Source organism: Novosphingobium mangrovisedimenti (assembly GCF_025153475.1).
In the GTDB taxonomy this organism is placed as follows: Bacteria; Pseudomonadota; Alphaproteobacteria; order Sphingomonadales; family Sphingomonadaceae; genus Novosphingobium; species Novosphingobium mangrovi_A.
Genome location: NZ_JANZXA010000007.1, coordinates 40,257 through 56,268 on the forward strand (window position 1 = coordinate 40,257; position 16,012 = coordinate 56,268).

The 16,012-nt window shown below is 63.8% G+C and carries 14 protein-coding genes; 4 read left to right on the top strand and 10 right to left on the bottom strand.

The window, feature by feature from the left end; all coding sequences use genetic code 11:
- Positions 1 to 760 precede the first annotated feature (760 nt).
- Complete coding sequence (locus NZK81_RS11480) at positions 761 to 1,369, top strand: helix-turn-helix domain-containing protein (protein WP_260046221.1); 609 nt, start codon at positions 761 to 763, stop codon at positions 1,367 to 1,369.
- A 71-nt stretch (positions 1,370 to 1,440) separates the two neighbouring features.
- Here NZK81_RS11480 and NZK81_RS11485 read toward each other — a convergent pair whose 3' ends face one another.
- From NZK81_RS11485 to NZK81_RS11515, 7 genes are all read right to left on the bottom strand, one after another.
- Positions 1,441 to 1,980, bottom strand: a complete 540-nt coding sequence (locus NZK81_RS11485; RefSeq protein ID WP_260046223.1) for a response regulator transcription factor — start codon at positions 1,978 to 1,980, stop codon at positions 1,441 to 1,443.
- A gap of 349 nt (positions 1,981 to 2,329) precedes the next feature.
- Positions 2,330 to 3,745 carry an aromatic ring-hydroxylating oxygenase subunit alpha gene (locus NZK81_RS11490; protein WP_260046225.1) on the bottom strand — a complete coding sequence of 472 codons (1,416 nt, stop codon included), beginning with the start codon at positions 3,743 to 3,745 and terminating at the stop codon, positions 2,330 to 2,332.
- A 120-nt stretch (positions 3,746 to 3,865) separates the two neighbouring features.
- Positions 3,866 to 5,488, bottom strand: a complete 1,623-nt coding sequence (locus NZK81_RS11495) for an MBL fold metallo-hydrolase RNA specificity domain-containing protein (protein ID WP_260046227.1) — start codon at positions 5,486 to 5,488, stop codon at positions 3,866 to 3,868.
- Between the two features lie 176 nt (positions 5,489 to 5,664).
- Positions 5,665 to 8,139: a PhoX family protein gene (locus tag NZK81_RS11500; protein WP_260046229.1), complete on the bottom strand. Its 2,475-nt coding sequence runs from the start codon at positions 8,137 to 8,139 to the stop codon at positions 5,665 to 5,667.
- Positions 8,140 to 8,263: 124 nt separating this feature from the next.
- Positions 8,264 to 9,022 carry a Crp/Fnr family transcriptional regulator gene (locus tag NZK81_RS11505; RefSeq protein ID WP_260046230.1) on the bottom strand — a complete coding sequence of 253 codons (759 nt, stop codon included), beginning with the start codon at positions 9,020 to 9,022 and terminating at the stop codon, positions 8,264 to 8,266.
- A 109-nt stretch (positions 9,023 to 9,131) separates the two neighbouring features.
- Positions 9,132 to 9,536: a response regulator gene (locus tag NZK81_RS11510; RefSeq protein ID WP_311202087.1), complete on the bottom strand. Its 405-nt coding sequence runs from the start codon at positions 9,534 to 9,536 to the stop codon at positions 9,132 to 9,134.
- Positions 9,537 to 9,574: 38 nt separating this feature from the next.
- Positions 9,575 to 10,225 carry a sigma-70 family RNA polymerase sigma factor gene (locus tag NZK81_RS11515; protein WP_260046231.1) on the bottom strand — a complete coding sequence of 217 codons (651 nt, stop codon included), beginning with the start codon at positions 10,223 to 10,225 and terminating at the stop codon, positions 9,575 to 9,577.
- Positions 10,226 to 10,682: 457 nt separating this feature from the next.
- On the opposite strand from NZK81_RS11515, the gene NZK81_RS11520 reads away from it, so the two are divergent.
- Positions 10,683 to 11,480, top strand: coding sequence for a response regulator (locus NZK81_RS11520; protein ID WP_260046232.1), 798 nt, complete (start codon positions 10,683 to 10,685; stop codon positions 11,478 to 11,480).
- Between the two features lie 15 nt (positions 11,481 to 11,495).
- On the opposite strand, the gene NZK81_RS11525 is transcribed toward NZK81_RS11520, so the two are convergent.
- On the bottom strand, positions 11,496 to 11,915 hold the full coding sequence (locus NZK81_RS11525; RefSeq protein ID WP_260046233.1) for a hypothetical protein: 420 nt from the start codon (positions 11,913 to 11,915) through the stop codon (positions 11,496 to 11,498).
- A gap of 209 nt (positions 11,916 to 12,124) precedes the next feature.
- Complete coding sequence (locus NZK81_RS11530) at positions 12,125 to 13,792, bottom strand: CHASE domain-containing protein (RefSeq protein WP_260046234.1); 1,668 nt, start codon at positions 13,790 to 13,792, stop codon at positions 12,125 to 12,127.
- Between the two features lie 243 nt (positions 13,793 to 14,035).
- Here NZK81_RS11530 and NZK81_RS11535 point away from each other — a divergent pair, with 243 nt between their 5' ends.
- Both NZK81_RS11535 and NZK81_RS11540 read left to right on the top strand, forming a co-directional pair.
- Positions 14,036 to 14,230, top strand: coding sequence for a NepR family anti-sigma factor (locus tag NZK81_RS11535; protein WP_311202088.1), 195 nt, complete (start codon positions 14,036 to 14,038; stop codon positions 14,228 to 14,230).
- Positions 14,223 to 14,765 carry a sigma-70 family RNA polymerase sigma factor gene (locus tag NZK81_RS11540; RefSeq protein ID WP_260046401.1) on the top strand — a complete coding sequence of 181 codons (543 nt, stop codon included), beginning with the start codon at positions 14,223 to 14,225 and terminating at the stop codon, positions 14,763 to 14,765. Before NZK81_RS11535 ends, NZK81_RS11540 begins: the two co-directional genes overlap by 8 nt.
- Positions 14,766 to 14,802: 37 nt before the next feature.
- Here the strand turns inward: NZK81_RS11540 and NZK81_RS11545 are convergent, their stop codons facing one another.
- Positions 14,803 to 15,972: an MFS transporter gene (locus tag NZK81_RS11545; protein WP_260046235.1), complete on the bottom strand. Its 1,170-nt coding sequence runs from the start codon at positions 15,970 to 15,972 to the stop codon at positions 14,803 to 14,805.
- Positions 15,973 to 16,012: the final 40 nt, after the last annotated feature.

Here is a 16,012-nt window from a genome sequence, read left to right on the forward strand (position 1 = left end):
TAAACTCTTCTTTCAAATGGGAGTGCGATGGATCCGGCCCGTACCGCGGTGTGCAGCAAGGCACCGGCACGGGACGGACCCGTCGCACCCCGGGTCTCAGGGCCCGGTGCGGATTGAAACGGAAGAGTGAATCAGGTCGTCACGCCAGGAACATGGCCTTGCGCCACCCCACACCCTGCGAACAGGGATCCAGAGAACCGGCGCGAGCCACCTCGCGTGAGCCGAAAAACACTCCACCCGGTTCAAGACACCGGATTACTCTGCCGTTCGCCCGTTTCCGGTAAATCACCCCAGGTCCGAATCGGAACAAGAGCGTTCACAAGCGACCAGTCAGGCGGTTGCCCACCCGAAAGGCCCGGAAATGCTGACACGGCATCGTTCAGCTCTATAGTCACCCCGGCGGAACACGCCCGCAAGGGATGGGCGCGCTTAGGCGATGTCGGGTGCAGGGTCAAGTATAGACCTTCCGGAAGAACCGCAGCACGCGCCCACCCTCCCCACGCGCGGTGACGGAGTGCAGGAACGAAACCAAGCACAACGCCGGCATAGCAATCCCTGCAACGTGCATTGTATTCACTTTCCCCACCAAACGAGACGCGCTAACCAGCCATCTCCGTCAGGTTTGACGCAGATGGCCATAACGACATGACGGCAATTGTCATTTTATTGACTTTCGCAGCCTCCATGCCAAGGGTCACCTCGCGTCAGGTGGCGCATGGGCGGTGGCATTGCCCTGGCGGGGAAGGAACGACGAGCGCCGATGACGAAAGTTGCGAAACAGGACCTGCCTCCCACAAAACGCATAAAGGTCCTGGCAGACGAACTTAACGAACTCATTTCGCAGATCGAAACGAGCCAACTCGCCACCGACGACGCGGAAGACCTCCCGGAGCCCCCGACCGTGCAGGACTGGCTCGAGGCGGTACTCGATGCCTACAACATGAGAAGGCAGCGGGAGAAGATCTTCGAGGATTGCCAGCTGTTCGGCGAACCGACCTGGGACATCCTCCTCGACCTGTTCATCGCGGAACTGAAGAATACCCGGATGCAGACCACCAGCGTGTGCATCGGCGCCCAGGTGCCGCAGACGACCGCCCTGCGCTGGATCGCCCTGCTCGAACGCGAGGGACTGGTACACAGGTACAAGGACCGCAACGATTCACGCCGCGTCTACATCCAGCTCACCGAACGCGCCCTGCGAAAAATGGTCGATGTCTTCTACGAGCGTTGCCTGATCATGCGAAACCGGACCCGGAACAAGGGCTCGAGAAATCGCCTGTCATCCCCCGACACCAGCGCGCGGAACGAGGCCCGGAACACCCTCCTCAACGAGACGGTCGCCCGGATCAGGTCAGAGAAAGTCGCCTAGGCAAGCGCGCCGGACAGTGCGGGCGAGCACACAGCCCGCCACGGCCCTTGCCGATCAACGGCCCTTGCCGATCAGATGTCGGCGTATGCGGCCAGGCGAAGCGCCTCGTTGGTCGAATCCGTATCGAGCTTCGAGATCATGTTCGCCCGGTGGATTTCGACGGTACGCGGACTGATCCCCAGCTTCGTACCGATAATCTTGTTCGACATGCCTTCCGACATGCACTTGAGCACCTCGCGTTCGCGCTTCGTGAGGAGCACCAGCTTCGACCGGGCGTCCGCCCGCATGCGACCGTTCTCGATCAGCTTGCGCCGCTCGTCCTGGTTCGAATTGATAACGCTGGAAACACTGTCGAGATCGGGCAGCTTGTCAATGTAACCGATCGCGCCCTTGAGCATCGCGGAAACAATGGAATTGAGCGAAGGCGTCTCGGAATAAGGAATGACCGGGTGCCAAACAGCCTTCCGGTCCATCATCTTCAACAGGCGATCAAAGTTTTCGCCTTCATCCTTGATAAGAACTACATACCCATCCCTGCTTTCAGAGATGAATTCTTCGATCTCCTCGTAGGGCTCGACATGATACCCACCAGAGAAGAGAGCATTCGTCATCTTTGCTCTTTTCTGGTAGTCACTCTCTACGACCGCGATTGTACGATAGTGTTCCATATCCCGAGAGTACGGACGTTACCGGTAGGGATTAATCCCTAGACCGGTCCACTTTCGACATTTTTGCATCCAAAACGGACTCATTTGCCGCAGGCCAGTGCAGGCAATCGCCAGCACAGCTTCGAATAGCGCAGAAAGCCCCGCCCCGGCACCGATCCGGACCGCTTGCACGCCGTGGGAGCCCCGCCCGGGCGGCGTGGTTTCCGGACGCGGTTAAAATTTTGTAACTCCTGATACCGTGGCGAGCTTTGGAGTTGCTCGCCGGTGCGGCGCGGAAGCGGCCCGGAACCGATCAGATCCCCAGCTTGGTGGGCGCCCCGCAGCCTTCCATGAAGTTCGCCAGGTTGCGGTGCAGGTTGATGACCTTCTGCTCTTGGTGCGGATTGGGCAACGGGCCACGGAAACCGCTCGACTTCATGCCCTTCTGCACGAACTGCATGTTCGAGAAGTCCTGCGCCAGCACGGAACCCCAGTTCTCGCCGGTGGGATCGGCATAGACCCATTCGGTCTCGGGTTCCTCGCCCTCGGGGAAGCGTTCGAGCGCGTAGCTCTCGAAGATGCACTTGTTCGGATCGTCGCCGTAGGGACGCACGCGATAGCACAGCGCGAACGTCTCTCCATGCAGGATGTTCTGGTTCGGGAACAGGCCCCAGGCGAGCCCGGACTCCTTCTTGATCTCGGGCGGCACCTCCGGCCAGATCACACCGCGCGCAGCATCGTCGGCCTTGGCGGACTTGATCCAGTGGGCAATGATCTCGGTCGGCGTCGCCGTTTCGGGCAGTTCGTCGACAAGGCGGCTCGCGGCGTTCACCAGCGTCTCGGTCGAAGCCGCATAGTTGATCGTCTCGTAGTTTTCCTTGATCAGTTCATAGGTCGAGACACGCGCATCGTCGCCCTTGCCGGCGCGGGTAGTGCCCGCGCTCTCGCTCATCTGGAACTTTTCCTCGCGCGTGTCGTAGCTCGACACCGAGTGCAGGCCGTACTGCTTCGACAGCGCATAGTAATCGCCATAGGCCAGCAGCTGCGTGTGCGTACCGGCAACGTGGTAGGGCTCGAGGAAAGCCTCGATCGCGGTCTTCCAGTTGCAATCGTAGATCGCCCACTGGCGCCACTTGTAGCGCATCTTCTCGAGCTCGAAGTGGTCGAGGATCTCGCCCGCGCGGCCCATCCATTCCTTCAGCGGGACGCAGTCCGGATCCATGTTGATGTAGATATACCCGCCCCAGGTATCGACCTGCACTTCGGAAAGGCAGGTCATCTCCGGCGTGAGCTTGTTCTGCCAGTCCTGCGGATCGAGGATGTAGGTGTTGTTGCCATCGGTATCGAAGGTCCAGCCGTGGAAGCCGCATATGAAATTCTTGCGGTTGTTGCCGCGCACGTCGTGGACCTTGCGCGGCAGCATGTCGGGCACCGAGACGAGCTGGCGACCGCGATGCGGGCAGACATTGTGGAAGGCCCTGAGCGTGCCATCGTCCTTGCGCAGCACGACGATCGATTCCTCGGCGACATCGTAAGTCATCCAGTCGCCGGGATTGGGCAGGTCGGTCTCGCGCTCGACCATCTGCCAGACCTTGGGCCACAGCAGCGTCTTTTCGGCCTGCAGGTAGTCCTTCGAAAGAAAGGCGTCGGTCGGGTAAGTGGACAACACCTCGTCGTCCATATCCTGGGCGGTCAGACGGTTCGGTTCGAACTTCTCGGGCTTGTTCACGCTACGTCTCCCTTGGCACGACGGCTTTGCACTCCGCGCGCGACGCTCGACCGGCGCCGCTACTCAACAGAGGTGTTTATTAAATTATCGCCCGGCCAAGTTCCAGTGCGGAAAACCGACTTATCGCTCGCGGGATGCATCGGCCGCTTCGTGCTTGCGCCGACCGTCCCTGTGCGCGGCATAGCTGTCGAGCACCTTGCGCATCTTCGCCAGCGCTTCCTCCCGTGCCTGCTCGTCCCTGATCTTCGACAGATCGCGCTTGAGGCTGGTGACGAAGTCCGCGTAGGCATTCTGCCAGTCGTGGTTGATGGCGGCCGCAAGTTCCACCCGGCCCGTCCGGGTGCGGCGCGCCGGCGCGCCCGCAGGCAGTTCCCATGTCTCGCCGATTTCGGGCACGACCATCGTGGCATCGGGCGCGCGCGCCTGCGCAAGGCGGCGCATCGTCTCCAGCGCGCCTTCCTCGCCATGGACCAGGAACAGGCTGCCATGGATCGGGGCACGCGCACCGATCCAGTCTAGCAGTTCGCCCTGATCGGCATGGGCCGAGTAGGAATCGATCCGCCGGATCGCGGCGCGCACATGCACGTCCTGACCGGAAATGCGCACGCGCTGCGCCCCGTCGAGAATGACCCGCCCCAGCGTGCCCGCGGCCTGATAGCCCACGAACAGCACGGTCGCTTCCCGCCGATAGAGATTGTGCAGCAAGTGATGGCGGATGCGCCCACCCTCGCACATGCCCGAGGCGGCGAGAATGATGGCACCGCTCACCGAATTGAGGCGGATCGATTCCTGCACGCTTTCCACGAAGTGTAGCTGCGGATGCTCGAACACGCATGAACCGTGCAGGTCTTCGAGCTCGGCGGCGTGGCGCTTGAATACATCGGTCGCGTGGCTGGCGAGAGGAGAGTCGATGAACACCGGTACCGGCGGAATCGCCTTTGCACGCAGCAGCTCGACGATATCGAGCAGCAGTTCCTGCGTGCGTTCCAGCGCGAAGCTGGGAATGACAAGGTTGCCACCGCGTTCCAAGGCACCGCGAATTTCCGCTTCCAGCACCTTGCGCCGCGCGGCGATGGTCACAGGCTCGCGGCTGCGATCGCCATACGTGCTTTCGCAAAGGACATGGTCGAACCCGGCGGGGCCTTCGGGATCGGGGTGGAAAGCCTTGTTATCGGGCCCAAGGTCGCCCGAACACATGACCCGGGTCCCGCCCGCCTCGAGTTCGGCCGATGCCGAACCCAGGATATGGCCGGCATTCCACAGCCGCACCTTGAAGCCCGGCGCCGGCTCGAACCATTCCTCCAGTTCCACCGGACGGCACATGCCCCACGCGGCGAGCGCATCGGCCTCTGTGTAGAGCGGCTGGAACGGCTCTTCGCCCACGCGGTCCCGGCGCCGGTTGCGCCGTGCCGTGTCGGCCTCGTGAATGCGTCCGGAATCGGCCAGCATGTATTCGAGCAGGTCTGCCGTGGGCTGCGTGCACCAGATCGGACCGCTGAACCCTTCGGCGGCCAGCCGCGGCAGGAGCCCCGAATGGTCGATATGGGCATGCGTGAGCACTACGGCATCGACGTGACGCGGGTTGAACGCGAAGGGACTGGCATTGAGCCCTTCCAGCGTACGCGAACCCTGAAACATCCCGCAGTCGACAAGCACGCGCGACTTGCCGAACACGAATTCGTGGCAGGACCCGGTCACCGTCCGCGCGGCGCCGTTGAAGGTCAGAGTGAGAGCCTGTGTCATGGAGCGACCATGGAACCGCTCGAGAGGGACAACAAGGGGTTAGATCAAAATTGCCGCCGCCAGATATGGAGCGCCCGGCAGGGATGGTCCTCCCTCTCTCGACAACAGAAACGGTAAGGGAGGAGGCGCCTGTGCGCCCCCTCCCCTCTGCATTCTTCCCGAGGGAAGCTTGTGACTTAGAGGGCGATCACGCCGCCATCATCCTTGGTGATCGCGATGATCGCCGAACGCGGACGGACGGTCGCGGCGGCCGAACCGGCCTGGCTGTCGGGCCAGTGGCTGGTCGGCGTCGCAGCATCGCCACGCTCGCCCGGATGCTGGATGCCGACGAACAGCGTGCGGCCATCCGGCGTCATGTCGATGCCGGTGATCTCGCATTCCGAAGGACCAACGAGGAAGCGGCGCAGGTTGGCCGCGGTCGCGGCGGCACCGGCGATTGTCGCCTGCTGCATGGTCGCGCCGGTCGAGTCCTTGTTGGTCAGCGTCACCGCGCCGCCGTCACCCACGTTGCCCGGCAGGGCCGCGAGCAGCATGCAGTTGGTGCGGTCGGTCATCGCGCCATCGTCGGTCTCGATCCACAGCACCGGGTTGATCTGGCCGGCGGGGTTGCTCTCGCGCGAGAACCACAGGCCGTCCGGGCTCGAGAAGTCGTTGTCGGTGGTGAGGCCCGAGACATTGACGCTGGCGTCCGACGGGTAGTCGGTGGCGTCGGCGCCGAACAGGTAGATGTCCCATGCGAACGTGGTGGCATCGGTGCTGTCGCCGTCTTCGCGCAGGCGGATGATGTGGCCGTTGGGGTTGCCGTAGCTGGTCGAGCCCGAGAGCTTGGGATCGCCATAGTGGCGCGGGTTGGCCGCATCGGTCCCGTCGAGCGGACGGTTCGAGGCGTTGTTGTTGGTCAGCGTCAGGTAGATCTCGCCGGTGACCGGGTTGCCCGCGGTCCATTCCGGACGGTCCATCGGGGTCGCGCCCACCGCGTCGGCGGCAAGGCGCGCGTTGATCAGGATGTCGGCCTGATCGGCGAAGACGTACTCGGGCGCGGTGCCCACCGCCGGACGGTTCGGAACCGAACCGAACACCAGCGGAAGCCACTTGCCAGTGCCGTCGGCGTCGAACCGCGCGACATAGAGCGTGCCGTTGTCGAGATACTTGTCGCCGATGGCGAGACGATCCGAGGCATCGGCATCGGCCGCATCCCAGGTCGCGTTCGAAACATACTTGTAGAGGTACTCGCGGCGGCTGTCGTCACCCATGTAGACGCCGACCTTCTGGCCTTCGGCGATGCGCACGAAAGCACCTTCATGGCCGCAGCGACCAAGCGCGGTGCGCTTGCGCGGGGTCGAGGTCGGATCGTAGGGATCGATCTCGACGACCCAGCCGTACTGGTTCGGTTCGTAGCGGTAGTCGTCCGTGGCGGTCGCACCGGTGATGGTCGCGTTCCACTTGGTGAACATCGGATCGGTCGAGGCAACGGTCGACCAGGCATAGTTGCCGGTGCGCACCGAAACGCCGTAGCGGGCCAGCGCGGTCAGTTCCCGGTCCGTGCGCAGCGCCACGTCGGACGCGTCGCGACGGAAGTAACCGGCCCAGTTCTCTTCGCAGGTCAGGTTCGTCGCCCAGCCGGAAATGCCGTTCGCGCAGTTGTTGATGGTGCCGCGCCCGGCAGTACCGTCGTTCGAATAGGCCGTGACCAACATGCCCGAGCCGGCGGCCGGACCGCGCAGCGCCATCGGCGTCATCGGCGTGATGCGGCGGTTGAAGCTGCTGTCGGCAACGTAAGACCACTGACGATCGCCGCCGTCGGCGTATTCCGACACCGAAACGCCATGCGCCTCGATTTCCTTCTTCGCCTCGTCTTCCGGACGCGGGCCGCTCGACACGTTGGTCGGGCCGTTGGGGTGCAGGTACTGCGTGCTCAGGTTCTCGTGGTTCTGCACCATGAGGCCGCGCGTCGAGCTGTTGTCGTCGCGCGCGCCGGCCGAGGAGAGGCCGAAGAAGTGCAGCGCGTCGCCATGGTCGCCGATGCGATGGGCGAAGTCGGTGTCGGTGCCGTCGTTGGCATAGGCCGGAACGCTTGCCGCGAGCGGATCGCCGAGGCGCGTCATGACGGTGACCGAATAGCCCGCCGGAACCGCCGCGATGTCTTCCAGGCTATGCGCGACAGCCGAGAAGCCGAGCACCGCCGGCGAGACGCGAATGGTCGTGGTGGCGCTGGCAGCTTCGCCATCGGCGTTCTGCACGCCGAAGCCGAACGTGAGATCGGTGGCTTCCGAAACAGCCGGTGCGATGAAGGTGGCGGTCAGGCCGGACACGATCAGTTCGACGTCAGGGCCGCTGTTCTGCGACCAGGCAGAAGAACTCACGCTGGTGTTGCCGGCAGTAACCGAGCCTGTCAGCACCACGACGCGGCCCGAGCTGGTCGCCGCATTGTCGCCAGCGGAAACGACGAGCGTCGATTCCGTGTCATCCGTACCGCAAGCGGCGAGCATCGTCGTACCCATCAGCGCAAGGCTGGTGGCCTTGGCGCCACCGAAGATCGCCTGACGGCGCGAATAGCGGGCGTCCGCCAGAGCTTCGAGAGAAACAGCCGTGGTCGGATTGGTATCGACGTCGCCATCGGTATAGCCGCTGGCGGAAGAAATTTCGGTCATGAAAAAGCCCCGATGAGTTGAAAAGCGGGACTTTGCTAGGGAACCTTGATGTCAGTATCGCGCAAGTTCCATGGCATTTCAGTGTCTTTGCCGTGACATTTTTCAGTCAGTGCAACTCGCCGTCTCACATCATCGTCGAACGGGATGATCCGGCAGGATAAACGCCGCCCAGAACGCTTTCGAAATGGGCATCGACACGGTCCTTGCAGCCGCATGCCCGATGGCTGAGCTTCGCGGCGTCCAGCACCTCGAAACCACCGCGACGCGTGCGCAGCAGCCCGTCGTGCTTGAAGCGCTGGAGGACCCTGCTGGCGTAGCTGCGCCCGACGCCCATGACCGAAGCGAGTTGCTCCTGCGTCATCGGCACCTCGCTGCAGCCGACCCGGTCCACGGCGATGCATAGCCATTTCGCGGCGCGCTGCTCGATGGTGTGCGTCGCACTGCAGGCGATCGACTGGAACACTTGCGCCATCATGCAATCGGCATAGCGGGCAAAGAGACACGCCACAGCCGGCGACTGGCGCTTGGCATCGTCGAGATCAGCCATCGCCATGCACAGGAAATCGCCTTCGTGCACCACGCGGGCGCGGGCATAGGCAGGAAGAGCGCCGTGGCTGACGACGCCACCGAGAGCACCTTCCCGGCCAACCAGCACCGTCTCGACCTCGGTCCCGCAATCGAGCTCCACGAGCAGCGAACAAAGCGCCGAACCGCATGGGAAATAACAGTATTCGAGATTGTCTCCCGGCTGGTGAATGACGTCGCCGGCATAGAACCGACGCTCCACGCAGCGGGCTTCGATCAGCGATCTGTCGGCGGGACGAAGCGCCTCCAGCAGGTAATTGCACGGTGCCGGCATGGATGGTGTGGTCGGATGCGGCATTCCCGGATTCCTCAAGAAGCCTTCTGGCAGGCAAACCGGAAAACCCGCGACATGACAACGGAAGATCTGCCGACCGGTTGTTTCTGCAGCCCTTTTGCGACCGGCCCGGTCATCTGCACCTCACCGGCTCCAGTTCCACCGGCCGCTCGGAGGCCGGGCATCCGGCAAGGGCAAAGGAAATCGCGCGGAGGATCGACTGGCGGGTGAAGGGTTTCTGCACGACTCCCACCGTCGTCGGCGCAGGCGTGCCGATCTGCGCGGGATTGGCCGTTACATAGATCACCAGCGCCCCGAAGGTACCGGCCAGCTGGCGGGCGATCGCCGGCCCTGTCAACCCGTCTCGCAAGTTGAGGTCGACCAGCGCCACGTCGGGCGCTTCGCTCAGCGTACCGAGGGAGGCTTGGTCGGGCACGGTACCCACCACTGCGTGACCGCCTCCTTCGAGAATGTCTTCCAACTGCAAGGCCACCAGGAACTCGTCCTCGACTATGAGGACCTTTCCGCAGCCTGCCACTATCGCAGAATCCAAAGTGCCATATTCCTCGTCAGGGCTCAGGCCGCGATTGTTCCGCGCACCTCGCCATTCGCGATCTTCTCCAGTTCTCCGAAGAAGGCGCCGATGGCATCGCCGGTAAGGACAAAGTTGTGTCGAAAGTCGGGAAGCTGCCCGGATTCGATGACATTCGCCAGCATCGCCCGGGCCCGGCAGATGCGGCTCTTCACCGTGCCCAGCGCAATACCGCAAATCTGCGCGATTTCCTCGTAGGAAAGGTTCCCCGCGGCAACGAGCACCAGCGCTTCCCGATAGGTTTCCGGAATGGCCGTCAGCGCGCGGATCACGTCGGCAAGCTCGATGGCGCTTTCCTGGCTGGCTTCCGCACACAGGATACGCTCTGCAGCCAGTTCGTCGTACTCGCCATGGAAACGCGCCCGGCGTGCTTCGCTATAGAAGTGGTTGCGCAGGATCGTGAAAGTCCAGGCCTTGAAATTCGTGCCCGCGGCATAGCGTTCGCGTGCCGCCCAGGCGCGCAGCATAGCTTCCTGCGCCAGATCGTCGGCGCGATCACGGCAACCGCACAACCCCCGGGCAAAGGCGCGAAGATGCGGCGCGACATCTGCCAAGGCCTGTCGGAACTGGTTGTCGCTGAGTGCCTTTGCTGGCGCCGCATCGGGCTGGACTTCGGCTTCGGACGCTGCGGACATGCGGGACCCTCCAATGTGACCAGTTACCCGACAAACGCACCCCGCCGGGAAAAAGTTCCCCACCGGCACCGGGACACCCCGGAAGAATGACAATAGTCTATTGGATTATCAGGATATTCTACTATCCTGGACAGCACAGGCCAGAATCCGGCCGGAAAATTTTCAGGCCTCGACCGGAACAAGTGCACCCGGGAAACTTTGAGGCCTCCGTATGCTTTGAAGATACGGAGGCCTCGGGATCGGGTCACCACCGGTCGCGGGGGGGATGGGGGAGCCAGTGGTGATACGATCAGAACGTGGAGGAACGGACTTGGTTCCCGGAAAAGTGAATCCGACATCGAAATTTCCGGTTGCCCTGCACAGGCCCCGGAGTCAGACCACGGTCTTCGGGGGGGCAGCCCGCAAACATCGCACGCCATACATGCAACACTCCGATCCCAAGGCCTGAGGAATTTCCATGCCCGTCTCTGAGCAGATCGCCTCGCAATTGCCGTACCTGCGCCGCTATGCCCGCGCCCTGACCGGCTCGCAGCAGTCAGGCGACACCTATGTGCGCGCCACCCTGGAAGCCGCACTTGCCGACCGCGCTTTGCGCCACGAAATTGCCGACAGCCGTGCCGCGCTCTACCGCGCATTCACGCGCATCTGGACGACCGGCCACCTTGAACCGCCGGATGCGAGCGGAACCCGTGCAGGAACGCCTGAACAGGCCGCGAATGTCCGGCTGGCGACCATCGCCCCCACGCACCGCCAGGCCTTGCTGCTGACGACCGTCGAGGAATTCTCGACAGCGGATACAGCCCGGGTCCTGAGCCTTCCGGAGGAAGAAGTGGAAGCCCTGGTCAGTCAGGCGATCCGCGAGATCGAGAACGAGAGCAAGACCCGCGTCCTCATCATCGAGGACGAGCCGCTGATTTCCATGCAACTCGAAGGCCTCGTCTCCGATCTGGGCCACACCGTCGTCGGAACCGCGGCGACGCGCGGGCAGGCGCTGGAAATCTTCGAGCATTCCCCCGCCGGCCTCGTCCTCGCCGACATCCAGCTCGCCGACGGCAGTTCGGGCATCGATGCGGTGGAAGACCTGCTGCAGCTTGGCGACGTTTCCGTGATTTTCATAACGGCCTATCCCGAACGCCTGCTGACCGGCGAACGTCCCGAGCCGACGTACCTCGTCACCAAGCCGTTTCAGGAAGCCACGGTGCGCGCGGCGATCAGCCAGGCGCTGTTCTTCCGGTCGAGCAATCCGCTGGGTTGAAGCGATCAGGCTTGCTCAGGACGTCGGCAGGCTGCCGGCCAGTTCGTGATAGTGATCGACGATCGAGAGCGCCAAGGCACTGACGAGCGCCAGCGCGAAAGTGCTGCCCGAAGACGTGGAATCGCGATGCTGGCCTTCGAGCCGGACGGTGGCCAGATGCCGCCCCGGCCCCGGCGTCGAGGTCATGACCCGCGCCTCGCGCGGCAGCAGACGCAGCGCCGCCGTTTCGAAGGCACCCGACGCGACGAGACGCAGCACGTCCGCCTCGCGTGCCGGGCTGATGCGCTTGCCCGTAAGTCCCTGGGGACGCACGCGCATGAGCATGCCCATGGCGCGAATATAGCCGGCCTGGGCATCCGGTGTGGCAACAGTCGACGACAAGGCAATGTTGTCGACTTCCGAGAGCCACTCGGCAATGCGATCGGCAGATGGCATGGGCTTTTTTCGCTCCTTGAACTCGTACGTTGAAAATCGCCCCATGCATCGCGTTTGCCATCGCATCGTTGAGGGGGTGGAAAGCCGATCTGCGTAGATTCCCTTAAACCCACCTACCATTCTGTTTTCACGGTATAATTTATCGATACCACCCTGTTCCGGCCTGCCTTCCAGGTCTGGACACCCCCCTCGGAACGAAGCCCCGCGCGCTATTCCGGGGCCTTTTCCGCGCGCAAGGTGAATTCCCTGGCCGCCCGGACCGGGACCTTGAGACGGCATTCGACGCCGCCCGGATTGAACTGGAGATCGACATCTGACCTGAGTTCGTGCGCCACGATCTTCTCGATAAGGTCACGCCCGAAGCCGCGCTTCTCCGGCTCGTCGACCGGAGGCCCGCCCTCTTCCCGCCAATAGATCTCGGCACAGTCGGGCGACAGCAGCATCCAGGTGATGTGGATGCGCCCTTCTATCGTGCTGAGCGCGCCGTACTTGGCCGCATTGGTCGCCAGTTCGTGGATGGCCAGCCCCAGCGACATGGCATCGTTGGGCGCAAGCTTGATGCTGGGGCCCGACATTTCGACGTGGCTCTCGTTACCGTCCATGTAGGGGGCCAGTTCCGAACGCACGATGTCGCCGATCGCGGCATTGCCCCAGTCCGACTGCGAGAGCAGGTCGTGCGTGGCAGAAAGCGCGCGTATCCTGGCCGTCAGGCTTTCGGTGAATTCATCGAGATCGTGCGAACGGCGACGCGTGAGCGCGGCGATCGACAGGACGTTGGCCAGCGTGTTCTTGACGCGGTGGTTCAATTCGCGCGTCAGCGAGTTCCGGATTGCCGCCTGGCTGGTGAGCCATTCGAGCACCCTGCGGTCCTCCGCCGCGCGGCGCGTGATGAGCCGACCGATCGCCATGACCATCAGCGAGGCGATCGCCCCGAAGAACAGGGTGATGCGCGCGAGGGGCGAGAGCACCCCGCCCTTCTTGTCGCTCACCTGCACAACCCAGGAATGGTTACCGACGTCGATGCGCCGTTCCATCGTCGTGCCCGATTGTCCTTCGGCGCGCGTTTCTGCCAGCAATGTATCGGGCGCGACATGATCGTCGTAGATCGCCACCTCGATGCGGTTGTTGCGGTAGAGTTCCCCGGCCGAATTGAGGAAATTGTCGGCGCGGAAAGGGCTGTAGACGAAGCCCTTCACCTTCGTGCGCCCGCCCGCGTTGCTCTCCACCGGCATGTAGATGAGGAAGCCGGCCGCATCGGGGTTGTTCCTGTCCTGAACGAGATGGACCTTGCCCGAGGCAACCGGCCGCCCCAGCCGCATGGCCTTGTCCATCGCCGCGCGCCGCACCGCTTCGGAGTACATGTTGAAGGAGATGGCGCGGCGGTTGTGCGCCGTCGAGGGCTGCAGGTAGACGATGGGCGTGGCGTAATCGGCATCGGGATCGGGACGTGGATAGGTCACGAAGAACGGCCTGCCCGCATCGTGAATTGCCACTTCCAGCTTGGCGAGGTCATCGACCGGCACAAGCGGTGCCCAGCCGATCCCCAGCGAGCCGTAGAGCTTGCCGTCCCCCTGCAGGTCGTCGGCGAATTCGCCGAACTGCTTTTCGGAGACGTCCGTCTGCGTGGCGAAGAGCGCGGCGCCCGCGCGCAGCAAGGCAATGTTCTCGGTAATCCGTCGCTGCAGCGCGGAGGCGGTTTCGGTCAGGTTGCGGTCGAGTTCCACCTGGCGCGTCTGCCCGTCGGCGCGTTCGATCGCCATGACCGAGACCGCCGTGGTGATGCTGGCGATGATGAACAGCAAAAAGGGCCAGCCGCGCGGGTACTTGTAGAACCACGCCTGCTTCTGCACCCTGTCGAGCAGAGCCTGGTCAATCACCCCGCAATTTCCAGTCTCCCGCACCTGCCTGCCGGCATCCCCACACGCGCATCGGGCGCCCCTATGACAACACTTTGCATCCCGGGGAACCTTGAAGCGAGCCGATTGTTCCAAGGGCGAGCGATTTCATAGGCCTTGCCGTGCGAAGCGCCCGCGAATTGCCGGAAATTGCACCGGCGACGCACCGGCGCTTGACCGCCCCGCGGTCGCGCAGCAAGGATGGTCGGCGAAAGGGAGCTTGTGTTGAATCAGCCCAGTGGACGTAAGAATTGCGGGAAAGTGCATGAGTTGCTGCCCGACGTCCGCAAACCACGCGAGGACGGCGAACCCGGCTGGGCCTCAGGGTTGAGAAAGCTCTACAACTCCGTGATAGAAGAGCCGCTGCCGGACAGCTTTCAGGATCTCCTGAAAAAGCTGGATGACAGCGATGATGACTGAACGGACCAGAACCTGCCCCTCCGACGAGGGGTTCCGTGCGGAATTGCTCGCCGTGCTGCCGCACTTGCGGGCCTTCGCGCGCGGCCTGTCGGGGCGGCCCGACTTCGCCGACGACCTCGTGCAGGAAGCCGCGATCAAGGCATGGAGCGCGCGCGATCGCTACCAGCCGGGCACGAACATGCGCGCCTGGACTTTCGCGATCCTGCGCAACCACTACTTGTCCGAACTGCGCCGCAACAAGCGGCAGGCCGCTTTCGACGAGGGCGCGGCCGAACGATTGCTGGTCATGGAGCCCGACCAGGAAGCGCCGCTCCACCTGGGCGACATGGAAACCGCGCTCCAGCAACTCACCCCCGAGCGGCGCGAGGCGGTGCTGTTGGTCGGCGCGTCCGGCTTCAGCTACGAGGAAGCCGCGGCGATCTCCGAATGCCCGATCGGTACGATGAAGAGCCGCGTGGCCCGCGCGCGCGCCGATCTGGCGCGAATACTGGACACCCATCCCCGCACCGGCGCGACGTCTTCGCGCACAGGGTAGGCAAACCTGCGCCTCCCCTCGGGAACGCAGCCGCTGCTTACGCCCGGGCGCCCGCCTCGGGCAGCTTCGGCAGGAACGAAAGGCACGCCACCGAGAGTGCATGGAGCACCAGCGCCACGCCCGCCACGGGTATGCTCCCGCGTTCGATCCACGGGGAAACCAGCGCGGTGCCCATCGCGGCGACGCCGAGCACGAACAGCATCACGAGGGCACTGCCTCGTGCATCGTCTCCGTGCGAGGCGAGGATGGCGCGGAAGAAGCCCGGCGGCCCGCGAAGGCCGAGCCCGGAATTGACCGGGACGAACAGCGCAGTGATCACCCACGCCGACCGGCCGCCCATCACCGCGTAGCCGAATTGCGCGAAAGCCCCGGCTGCAGCCAGCCAGGTTCCGATGGCGATGACCCGTTCGGCCCCCATGCGCGCAACGAGGCGCGATGTCAGGTTAGCCGCCACCATGAACGTCGCGATCCCGCAGACCTGCATGACGATGAAGTCGGTCAGCGTCCCGCCATGGACGCGCACGAAAACTGCAGGCATGCCGAAGACGAACACCAGCAGCCCGCCAAGGACAAAAGCCTGGCTGAAGGCGTAGCGCAAGAACGTGAGGTCCCCCAGCAGGGCCAGGAAGCTCCCGCTTCTCCGGCGGCTGACCTGCGGCACTTTCGCCGTGAACGCCAGCAGGACGGCCAGCACGACGGCCAGCCCCGACATCACCTCGAACGAGAGCTGCCACCCGCCCAGCGCCAGCAAGGCGACACCGGCAATCGGAGCGAGCGCCGGCGCGAGCGATTCGATGCTGGCCAGCACGCCGATCGCCTTGACCGCGCCTTCCTCGTCGAACATCGCATTGATGATCCCGGGCGCGAAGACCGCGGGTCCTGAGGCAACAATCCCCTGCACTACGCGCAGCGCGATCAGCGCCCCGATCGTGGGGGCCTGCCCGCAGGCCAGCGAAAGCATGGCCGTGGCCAGCAAGGAACCGATGAACAGGTGCGGCGTCGCCACGCGATCGCCCAGCATACCGAAGCCGAGCAGGCCGATGCAGCTCCCGCCGACATAGGCCGCCAATACCAGTTGGGCCCGCGCGGGATCGCCGCCCAGCGCCTCCGGCAAGTGCGGGACCGCAGGCAGGACAAGGTCCGTGCCCATCAGACCGACGATCGTACTGCTGACGACAAGCCCCAGCGTCCACCAGGCGCGATTCACATGATTTCCCCCGTACTTGGTCCCGGGCCGTGGCATGGAG